Origin of the sequence: Nonomuraea corallina (assembly GCF_027620315.1) — a bacterium.
In the GTDB taxonomy this organism is placed as follows: Bacteria; Actinomycetota; Actinomycetes; order Streptosporangiales; family Streptosporangiaceae; genus Nonomuraea; species Nonomuraea corallina.
Genome location: NZ_JAPNNL010000236.1, coordinates 1 through 9410, shown reverse-complemented (window position 1 = coordinate 9410; position 9410 = coordinate 1). Strand labels below are relative to the sequence as shown.

At 74.3% G+C, this 9410-nt stretch carries 8 protein-coding genes; 3 read left to right on the top strand and 5 right to left on the bottom strand.

All coding sequences use genetic code 11. The features are described 5' to 3' along the window. Nucleotides 1-189 (top strand): hypothetical protein (locus OUY22_RS33945; protein WP_270159383.1); only part of this gene is annotated, 189 nt, incomplete at its 5' end. 187 nt (nucleotides 190-376) lie between these two features. Beyond that, nucleotides 377-1246: an alpha/beta fold hydrolase gene (locus OUY22_RS33940; RefSeq protein WP_270159381.1), complete on the top strand. Its 870-nt coding sequence runs from the start codon at nucleotides 377-379 to the stop codon at nucleotides 1244-1246. Nucleotides 1247-1255: 9 nt separating this feature from the next. Here OUY22_RS33940 and OUY22_RS33935 read toward each other — a convergent pair whose 3' ends face one another. The 3 genes from OUY22_RS33935 to OUY22_RS33925 are packed head-to-tail and all read right to left on the bottom strand — an operon-like array spanning nucleotide 1256 to nucleotide 3784. Further along, nucleotides 1256-2362 carry a RecB family exonuclease gene (locus tag OUY22_RS33935; protein WP_270159380.1) on the bottom strand — a complete coding sequence of 369 codons (1107 nt, stop codon included), beginning with the start codon at nucleotides 2360-2362 and terminating at the stop codon, nucleotides 1256-1258. Nucleotides 2363-2390: 28 nt separating this feature from the next. Next, the gene (locus OUY22_RS33930) at nucleotides 2391-3107 is read right to left on the bottom strand and encodes an MBL fold metallo-hydrolase (protein ID WP_270159379.1); all 717 of its coding nucleotides are present in this window, start codon (nucleotides 3105-3107) and stop codon (nucleotides 2391-2393) included. 50 nt (nucleotides 3108-3157) lie between these two features. Next, complete coding sequence (locus tag OUY22_RS33925) at nucleotides 3158-3784, bottom strand: DUF6758 family protein (RefSeq protein WP_270159378.1); 627 nt, start codon at nucleotides 3782-3784, stop codon at nucleotides 3158-3160. Nucleotides 3785-3858: 74 nt separating this feature from the next. Between OUY22_RS33925 and OUY22_RS33920 the strand changes: the two genes are divergently transcribed. After that, the gene (locus tag OUY22_RS33920; protein WP_270159377.1) at nucleotides 3859-4254 is read left to right on the top strand and encodes an NUDIX hydrolase; all 396 of its coding nucleotides are present in this window, start codon (nucleotides 3859-3861) and stop codon (nucleotides 4252-4254) included. 74 nt (nucleotides 4255-4328) lie between these two features. On the opposite strand, the gene OUY22_RS33915 is transcribed toward OUY22_RS33920, so the two are convergent. Together OUY22_RS33915 and OUY22_RS33910 are read right to left on the bottom strand one after the other, a co-directional pair. Next, complete coding sequence (locus OUY22_RS33915) at nucleotides 4329-6590, bottom strand: hypothetical protein (RefSeq protein ID WP_270159376.1); 2262 nt, start codon at nucleotides 6588-6590, stop codon at nucleotides 4329-4331. A gap of 1674 nt (nucleotides 6591-8264) precedes the next feature. Beyond that, complete coding sequence (locus tag OUY22_RS33910) at nucleotides 8265-9248, bottom strand: CPBP family intramembrane glutamic endopeptidase (protein ID WP_270159374.1); 984 nt, start codon at nucleotides 9246-9248, stop codon at nucleotides 8265-8267. Nucleotides 9249-9410 lie beyond the last annotated feature (162 nt).

The following is a 9410-nucleotide window of genomic DNA, read 5'->3' as shown; positions in this document are numbered from 1 at the left end:
GAGCCGGAGTTCTCGGCCCCGCCGAGGCGGGAGCCGGAGCGGATCATCCCGGCGAGCCCGTTCTCGGTGATCTTCCAGTCACCCGACCTGGCGACGGACGACGACGACATCGCGCCGTCGGCCGCCACGGAGCGCAAGCAGCAGCGCCGCAACGGCGGTGGCCGCGGCAACCGCCGCCGCGCCGGCTGACGGTTCCACCGAAGGCGCGCACCCCGTCCGGGTGCGCGCCTTTCGCATGCGGGCGGCACGGCGTCCCGCACGTCGAGGGCCGTCTCCCGGGTGTCTCCGCCGACCGGCGGCGCCGGAACGCCCGCCGCCACCGGCGTGACGCGTTCGCCGGTGTTGACGCGGCGGGCTCTGGGTATTGTTGCCCCACGTGAGTACGCCGCGATTCCTGCACCTGCCTCCTGGCGTCACCCCAGGCAAGATCGAGACCGCCCGGGGCACGTTCGCGGTCCTGGAGGCGCTGCCGGCGACCGGAGTGGTGGAGCGCGGCCCCGCGATCCTGCTCCCGGGGGTGACCGGCAGCAAGGAGGACTTCATCGCGGTCCTGCAGACGCTGGCCCTGTCCGGCCGCCGCGTGCTCGCCGTCGACCTGCGCGGCCAGTACGAGACGCCGGGCGGCGACGACCCCGCCGCCTACACGTGCGCGGCGCTCGGCGCCGACATCGACGCGCTCGCCCAGCAGGCAGGCGACGGCGAGCCGGTCCATCTGGTGGGCCACTCCTTCGGCGGCCTGGTGGCGCGCGAGGCGGTGATCGACGGGCGCACCAAGTTCGGCTCGCTCACGCTGCTGGGCTCCGGCCCGGCCGGCATCACCGGCAGGCGCGCCGAGCACGCCCGGTGGCTGGCCCGCACGATCCCCGCCTCGGGGCTGCGGCACGTGTGGCACGCCGGCTTCGAGCCGGACGCGCTGGCGGCGGAGGTGCCCGACGACATCCTGGCGTTCCTGCGCGAACGGCTGCTGGCCAACGCGCCGACGGGCCTGGCGACGATGGCCGCCGAGGTGGTGTCCGCGCCCGACCGCACCGACGAGCTGCGCCAGATCGAGCTGCCCACCCTGGTGCTGTACGGCGAGCACGACGACGGCTGGCCGGCCGAGACGCAGCAGGAGATGGCGGCGGCCCTGGGCGCCGAGTGCGTGGTGGTGCCGGGCGCGGCCCATTCGCCCGCGGTGGAGGCGCCGGAGACCACGGCGGCGGCGCTCGTCAGGTTCTGGAACACGGCCGAGAGCCACGCTCTCTGACGCCGGGCCTCACTCCGCCAGGCCGTCCCAGGGGCGGTGCTCGGGGGCGGCGGTCAGCCCTTCGGGGCAGTGGCGGCGGAAGTCGCACCAGCCGCAGATCGGGCCGGGGCTCGGCGCGAACAGCTCGTCCAGCTCCGCCGGCACCCGCGGCGGGCTCACCAGGGGCCGCTCAGCCCGCTCGGCGGCAGGCGCGCCCACAGCTCCTCGCGAGCCCGGAGCCCCGCCAACGGCGCCCTGAGCGCCACTGACGATCCCTCCGACGCCCGGAGCGCCGCCGACAGTCCCTCCGGCACCCTGACCGCCACCGCTGAGCCCTTCGGCCTCCGGAGCGCGTCCGACGGTCCCCCCGGCGGCCGTGGCGCCGCCGGCGTTCCCCGGCGTACGGGACGCGCTCGCGCCGCCTGAGCGGGGCCGTCTGGTCCGGCTCGGCTCGCCCATGACCGCCCGGTAACGCTCGTCCGCTTCGGCGGCCTCCGAGCCGATCTCCTCGGCGCGCCGCAGGTGGCGGTCGAGGGACTCGTCCGTGTGACGCCACTGCACGATCTCACCCGTCGGCAGGTGGTGCAGCTCGACGGCGCGGGCCGGGGTGCGCATCATGCGGGACGCGGCGACCGCGTAGATGGCCAGTGCGAGCGAGGAGCGCGCGTCGTCCTGGGTGAGCGGCCGCCGCCCCGTCTTGTAGTCGACCACGACTAACTCGTCGCCGCGCCGGTCGAGCCGGTCGATGCGGCCCGAGACGGCGATCACCGACGTCCGGGTGGCCACCGTGCGCTCGACGCCGACCGGGTCGTCGGACGGGTCGAGGGTGGCCGCGTACCCCGAGACCAGGTCGCGGCTGCGGTCGAGCCAGTGGGCCGACTGGGCCTCGTCCCTGAACCCCTCGCTGATCCATCCCCTGGTGAGCAGGACGGCCGCGGTCAGCGGCGTGCGCCGCTCGTACGGCTCCCGCCACCACGCCGCGAGCGCGTTGTGGACGCTCGCCCCGACGCTGTTGTGGGCCCAGGCGGGGCCCTTCGACGGCTGCGGCCGGTCCAGGTAGGTGAACCGGTAGCGGCGCCGGCAGTCGAGCCAGGCGTTCAACCGCGACGGCGTGCAGGAATAGAGCCGCCGCGGCATCCCTTCCAGCGGAAGCTGGTCGTACACCCTAGTCGTCGCCGGAGTCGAGCCTGATGCGGGCGGCCTTGGTGCCGTCGGCGAGCGGGCTCTCCTCCGCGGGCTCGGTCTCGACCCGGGTCAGCGAGCCGGAGATCCAGTCGTCGAAGTGCGGCTCCAGGTCTCCGACGGTCACCTCCTCGCCGTGGGCGGGCAGCACCCGGGTCGCGCCCGGCAGCGTGAACAGCCGCCCGCCGATGGCGGTGAGCTGGTCGGCCAGGCGAGGGTACTCGCCGCCGAGCTTGCCGGGGCCGTCGGCCTGCAGCGTCTTGCCGGAGAAGACCGCGTTGAGGCCCTCGCAGTAGAGCGAGACCCCGCCGGGCGTGATGCCGGGCGTCTCCATGACGTCGAGCTGGACGTCGGCGACCTGGAAGACGCCGTCGTCCTCCATGTCGATGTCAGGCCAGGTCTCGGTCCAGGTCTCCCGCCAGAGCTGCTTGTCCTTGGGATGGAGGGCGACGACGGCCTCGTCTCTGGCCGCCACCTCGATGGCGGCGCCGATATGGTCGGGAAGGCCGTGGGTGCAGATGACGGCGAGCACCTCGCGCTCGCCCACCGCCTCCAGGATCTTCTCGGCGTCCCTGGACGGGTCGATGACGATGGCCTCCTCGTCGTCGCCGATGATCCAGGTGTTGTTCTCGACCTTGTGCTCGGTGCCGTCGATGTCGACGAGGCCCTCGGTCACCACTCGCTCGATACGCGCTGTCACGCCTCCGAACTCTAGCCCGTCCACACCCATGAGCGAATCCTGTCGGGGCCTCAGTCTTGGAGCCGGGGCGAGAACGCGCCGAAGGGAATGTCGAGGTCGTGGTCGCGCATGTCGATCAGGCTCAGCTCGGCGAGCGCGATGAGACAGCCGGCCTCGGCCGGCCAGGCGATGGCCCACAGCCAGTTGCCGAGCGCCTCGCCCGCGTAGACGGCCCGGTCGGGCGAGCCGTGCACGCACCACAGCGGCGCGGGATGCCCCATCACCTCGATCTTGGCGTTGGGCGGCCCCGCGTCGAACCCCTCGCCGGGGTCGGGCCCGGACAGCCCCGCGAACGCCGCCCCGATCCCCACGCCCGGCTCCTCGGCGATCAGGAGAAGGTCGGCCGGGCCCTCCATGAGGGACGGCCCGGCGAGCGCGACCAGGCTCGCCCGCACACCCTTGACCTCGTCGCCCACCTCGCCGAACCCGGTCACCAGCCATCCGGACGGCAGCGGCCAGGGCAGCCACACCGGCACCAGCGAGGTCTTGCGCATCGCCTGCGCGGCCGTCTCCGAGGGCGGTCTGGGAGGCTGGTAGGGCAGGACGTCACCGTGCGCGTCGCAACGCCAGGCGCTCGACCACACGCTGGGCGCGTGCAGCGGGCCAAAACACCGGGGGCAGGTTGGAGCCGCTCTCACAGCTACCCACGGTGCTTCGTCGAGGACCTCCCCGTCAAGACCACAGTCCGTTATCACGTCGTAATGTTGGTCAGGTGCGCGTAAATTGTGTCGGCGCGGTCGTCCTGGACGACGCGCGCCGCCTTCTGCTCGTCCAGCGCGGCCACGCCCCGAGTGCGGGGCGCTGGTCTCTGCCGGGCGGCCGGGTGGAGCCCGGCGAGTCCGACGCCGCCGCGGTGCGGCGCGAGCTGCTGGAGGAGACGGGTCTGGAGGTGGCCGTCGGACCGCTCGCGGGCACGGTGGACCTGCCGGCGCCCGGCGGCGTCACGTACGAGGTGCGCGACTATCACGCCACCGTGGTCGGCGGCGCGCTCACGCCGGGCGACGACGCCACCGACGCCCGGTGGTGCGCGCCGGACGAACTCGCCCGCCTGCCGCTCACCGACGGCCTGCTCGACACGCTGCGCGCCTGGCTCGTCCTCCCGCCGTGACGAGCCTCCGCTCAACCGCCGTCCCGGAGGACGCCGGTTCCTCTCAGCGGCCGGTCCCTCACCGCCGGTCGCTCTCAGCGGCCGGCGGTGAGGGAGGACGTCCAGAGGATGAGGTGGTCGTCGCTGTACGTCGTGGAACGGCCCAGCGCCACCACCTCCGCACCTGAGATCGTCACGGCGGCCAGCCACTGCGCGCCCGGCCCGGCCAGGCGGTCCTCCTTGAGGTCCAGCCGGCTCCACGACAGGCCGTCCTGCGAGATCCAGGCCGCGCTGTCGCCCTCGCCCTGCGCGCCGTGCCAGCCGACGGCCACCAGGCCCTGCTCCGCCGCCGCCAGGTCGTGCACGCCCGCCGCCTGCTCCGCGGGCAGCCACGACGTCTCCCAGGTCTCGCCGTCGTCCTCGGAGACGGCGGAGAAGGCCCGGGACGCGCCTGAGGAGGTCTGGGCCGCACCGATGACCACCAGCTTGTCCTGGTAGGCCACCACCTGGCGCAGTCCGGCCGAGGACGCGTCCGGCGGGGCCAGCCGTTCGCGGGCCGTCCAGTTGAGCCCGTCCCCCGACACCCAGACGACGCCGCTCTCCTGCCCGGCCGCGCCCGCGCCGCCGACCGCGACGTACCCGTTCGTGGTGGCGGCCAGGTCGTGCAGACGCACGCCCGAGCCGCCCTGCGGCAGCCGCGCCGCGCGGGTGTAGGCGCGCAGGTCGGGGGTGAACCAGACCGCCGCCGCCGTGCCCGCCGGGCCGCGGTCCTCGCCCGCGAGCAGATATCCCCCCGGCCCCGCCGCGACCGTCCGCACGTCCAGGTACGGGTGATCGCCCGGCCTGGCCAGGTCGTCGGACAGAGGCACCTTCTTCCAGGTGCGGCCGTCGGCGGAGCTGACGAGGAGCGGTTCGGTCTCCTGGAGGCCGGCCTGGGTGCCGCCCACGGCGAGCCAGCCGCGCCTGCCGAACGCCACGTCGTTCAACTGCTGCCGCCGGGGGCCGCCGAGCCCGATGGACGTCCAGTCCTTCCAGTCCTGGGTGGTCCAGACGCCCGCCTCGCCGGCGGCCGAGCCGACGGCCACGTACCGGCCGTCGTGGCTGGCCAGGCCGCTGGTCTCGCGCGCCATCCTGGTCAGCCCCTCGACCTGGTCGAGCCGTACCCGCGCCGCCTTGCCCCGCTGGGGCGCGGCCACGAGCACCGGCTCGTTGTGCACGTCCGAGACCGCGCGGTCCCCGCCCGCGTACAGGGTGCCGCCCGCGCCGATGGCGAAGCCGCGCAGCGTCGCGCCGCCCAGGTCGCCGATGCCGGGCCGCGTGCTCCACGAGCCGCCGTCCGCGCTGGTCAGCACCGCGTACGAGCCGATCCCCGCCTGGCTCACCGCGGCCACGCCGCCCTCGTACGGGACGAGCCGTTCCACGCCGGGGCTGGCCGCGGGCAGGCCGTCGATCGTGCCGCACTGCGACCACTCGCCGCCGGTGGGCGAGCAGTAGACGCGCACGTCGCCGGTGATCGCGCGCTGCCGGCTGGCGACCAGCACGAAACGTTTCGACGCCACCGCCAGCGAGCCCGCCTTGGGCGTCGCCTCGGGAAGCTGGAACCCCGTCGCCTGCCAGGTGCGTCCGCCGTCGCCGGACCTGATGACGCGGGAGCCGTCTCCCTGCGCCGGCCTGGCCATGGCCACCACCGTGTCGCCCCTGGCCGCCACGGCCCTGATCCCGCCCGCTTCCAGGCCGCGGGTCTCCACCCGCTCCCAGGCGCGGCCGTCCTCCGAGTGCCAGGCGGCCGGGCCCGCTCCGCCGTCGCGCAGCGCCGCCTCGCCCACCGCGACGAACCCGGAGCCGGTCCTGGCGATGTCGTGGATCAGGTCGCCGGGCCGGAACGCCGCGCCGCCCACCGTCTGCCAGGTGACGCCGTCGCCGCTGGTCCACAGCGCGGCCACGCGCACCCCGTCGCCCCCGGCGGCCAGCCAGCGGCCGCCGCCGCCGACCACGCGCTGCACGATGGGCGTGCTCGCGCCGGTGACGCGGCCGAGCTGCCACTTGCCGCCGTCGGCCGAGTACAGGAACAGGGGCCTCGGCGTCGGGCTGGTGGTGTCGCTGCCCACGACCACCACGACGCGGCCGTCGGCGGCCAGGTCGTTGAGCTTCTGGTCGGTGCCCTGCGCGGCCGCGGGGACCGTGAACAGGTCGTCGCCGTTCCTGCCCGTGCCGGTGGCGAGCCTGAGCTGGGCCTCGTCGGGGGCGCGCCACTGCCACACCAGCACCCCGGCGGCCACGAGCAGCGCGATCGCCAGCGCCACGGCCATCGGCACGACGGGGCTGCGCCGCCGCCGCAGCGGGCTCGCCCGCCGCATCGCCGACGGGGCGGGGCTCCGCTCGTGCCTTCCGCCGCTCCCCAGGGGTCGCGCGGGTCCGGAGGCGACCAGCAGATCGGGCCGGGTCGGCCTCCCGCCTGGCGGTTTCCCCACCCGCCGTACCGGCTCGTCCTCGTCGGGTACGGGCCCGGCGCCGGCGGACTCCTCTCCCGGCCTCCCCCGCGCGGCTCCCGCGCCGCGACCACCCGGCTCCTCCGCCGGTCCCCCTGCCGAGGCTCCCGCACGGTCTGCGGCTTCTTCCACCCCGTCACCGGCGACGACTCTCCCGTCGTGACCGGCAGGATCGTCCGCCAGGCTGCCGCTCACGGCTCCCGCGCCGTAAGCGGCCTCCCGCCGATGAGTCTCCTGACCTCTCGGGACGTCGTCCTCGCGGGAGCGGTCGCGGGCGGGCTCCTCGGCCCGGCGGAACCAGCTGGAACCACCGCTGGTGGGCGCCGCCTCCCCCGCATAGGGCTCGCCACGCCTCGGAGACCGGCGTCCCGCGGCCTCGTCACCCTCGCCGCCGCCCTGGGACTGACCGCCGTGAACCTCACCGCCGCCTGTCGGGGTCTGGGGTGTCTCGGCGGCGCTCTGAGGGTGGTCGGGGTCCTCACCGTGACGCCGGGCGGGGTCTGGGGGCGGGGGCTCGTGCGCGATCCCGTACGGGGCCGTACGGGCGTCTCTGTGGCCTTCACGGTCTTCTGCGCCCGTACGGGGGCCCGTGCCGACGTCGGTGGTGGCGGGGGCGTCCTGGTGGCCGAGGTCCTTCCCCGCCCCCTCGCCGGGCGGGGAAGGCTCGGAGTCTCTGGACGCCGGTGGCGGGATGGGGCGTGGCGGCCCGCTGGCCACGAGCTTGTCCGGGCGGTTGACCGTGCGCCGGCGGCGCCGGGGCTCGGTCTCCGGCTCGGCGGTGGGAGAGCTGTACGGTCGCCGGCCCTTGGAGGGTTCAGGAGGGTCGTCCTCCGGGGTGGGCGCGGCGAACGGCGGCAGGCCCCACGGTGAGGTGAGCGGTAAGCCGCGGGTGCGGTCGTCCGTGGGCCCCGGCGGGTGGTGCCGGATGCGGGGCTCGCGTGCGGCCCCCTCAGCCCGGTGCGCGCCCGCCGCGGGACCGTCTGGTCCGGTGGGTGCTTCCCCGCGCGTCCGTTCAGGATCGGAGGGCGGGGAAGACCCGGCCGGCGGAACCTGGGTGTCGGTCGGGGGTGGTGATGGCGGGTCGCTGCGGCCGGTGGCCGGGGTGGGGTCGTCGGCGGGGGGTGAGTCCGGGGCTGTGGCGTCGCCGGGACGAGGGTCGTCTGGCGGCTGCCGTTGCTGGTCACTGGCGCCGGAGGCCACGCGCCGTACCTCCTAGTCGGACGGGGCGAGCGGGACGGAAGGCGGCCGGTCCGCTCGATGGTCGAGATCGGGTCTGGTCGGCATTGCTCAGCGGGGGCGAGGAAGAGCCCGGGGACCGTTCCAGGGGCTAATTAGCCACAAATGTGCAGTAAATGCGCTTATTTCGACCTTCGCGTCCCTCCCTCCGGCGTCCGCGACAGCATCACCACGATCACTCCTACCCCACCGGCCAGAGACGATCACCCCTCACCTCGTACGTCCACCTCCACAGAACCAGAGCAGCACGCCGGAGCCGGAATGGCGAGAGCTCTCTAGCGAGATTCCTGACACCCTGCGGGCGATTTATACGGTAGTAGCGCTGATTGACCGCTTTCTTGCCAGGTAAAGCACCAAAATGATGAAGACCCCCAGTTGTACGACCGTCGCCGCGAGCGCTTGCCACGGCACCGGCACCGACGCCTGGTCCAAGGCCTCGTCCAGCTTCCCGGCCGCCGCGCTGACGCCGAACGCCATCATGTTGTTCAGCACGTGCAGCGCGATGGCCGCCTCCAGCCCGCCGGTCCGCACCGCGAGGAACGCCATGGCCACGCCGAAGCTGAACACGTCGAGCAGCCCCGCCCACGAGTAACCGTGCAACGACGCGAACAGCACCGAGCTGATCACGATCGCCCACCACGGGTTGCGCAGGTGCGCGCCGAACGCCTGCAGCAGCCACCCGCGGAACATGTACTCCTCGGTGGCCGCCTGGAAGGGCACGAACAGCACGATGACGACGAGCGCGGGCAGGAAGCGCTCCCACCCGGTCCAGCCGAAGATGTCGCCCGTCTGCTGTCCCGTGGCGACCATCAGGATCATCTGGGCGATCTGGGCCAGCACCATCGACAGCAGGGCCACGCCCAGGCAGACCAGCAGCCACGACCAGCGCAGCCGCCCGGCCACGGACGACAGCGTCCCCGGCCGCCGCCGCTGCACCAGCGCGGCCACGCCGAACACCAGCGGCAGCACGGCCGCGATCGACAGCAGCAGCAGGAGCATCCCGTACACCGGATCGCCGGAGATCTGCCCCGGCCCCGTCGGCGGCGGGATGCGCAGGATCGCCCCGATGACGGTCCCGGACAGCAGCACGATCGTGCCGATGACGAAGAACCCGGCGGCGATGACCAGGGTGCCGACGACCTGCCGCCACAGCCGGTTGGCCGGGGTTCTGGCGAGCTGGTCGTATCGCGCGTCCTGCGGCACGGGCGCGAACCAGGACGGCGGCGGCGGGTACGGCGCGTACGCCGGCGGACCGTACGGTCCCGGTGGCGGCTCAGGATTCTCCTGCATCTCCATATTCTGTCCGTCCGATGCGCAATAGTTCACAGACGGCCCGGCCTTTTCGGCGGATGCTCGAAGGCGTACGCATGCCGATCCTGGGAGCAAGCCATGTCAAGGCTGGGACCTATCGTCACCCTGGCGGCGGGCGCCGTGCTCGCCGCGGGGCTGGGC

What these genes read in the sequence shown, in the direction of transcription:
- OUY22_RS33935 (WP_270159380.1), bottom strand. Translation starts at nt 2,362, where the DNA reads ATGCCGCGGCGGCTCTATTCCTGCACGCCGTCGCGGTTGAACGCCTGG.
- OUY22_RS33915 (WP_270159376.1), bottom strand. Translation starts at nt 6,590, where the DNA reads ATGCGGCGGGCGAGCCCGCTGCGGCGGCGGCGCAGCCCCGTCGTGCCG.
- OUY22_RS33910 (WP_270159374.1), bottom strand. Translation starts at nt 9,248, where the DNA reads ATGCAGGAGAATCCTGAGCCGCCACCGGGACCGTACGGTCCGCCGGCG.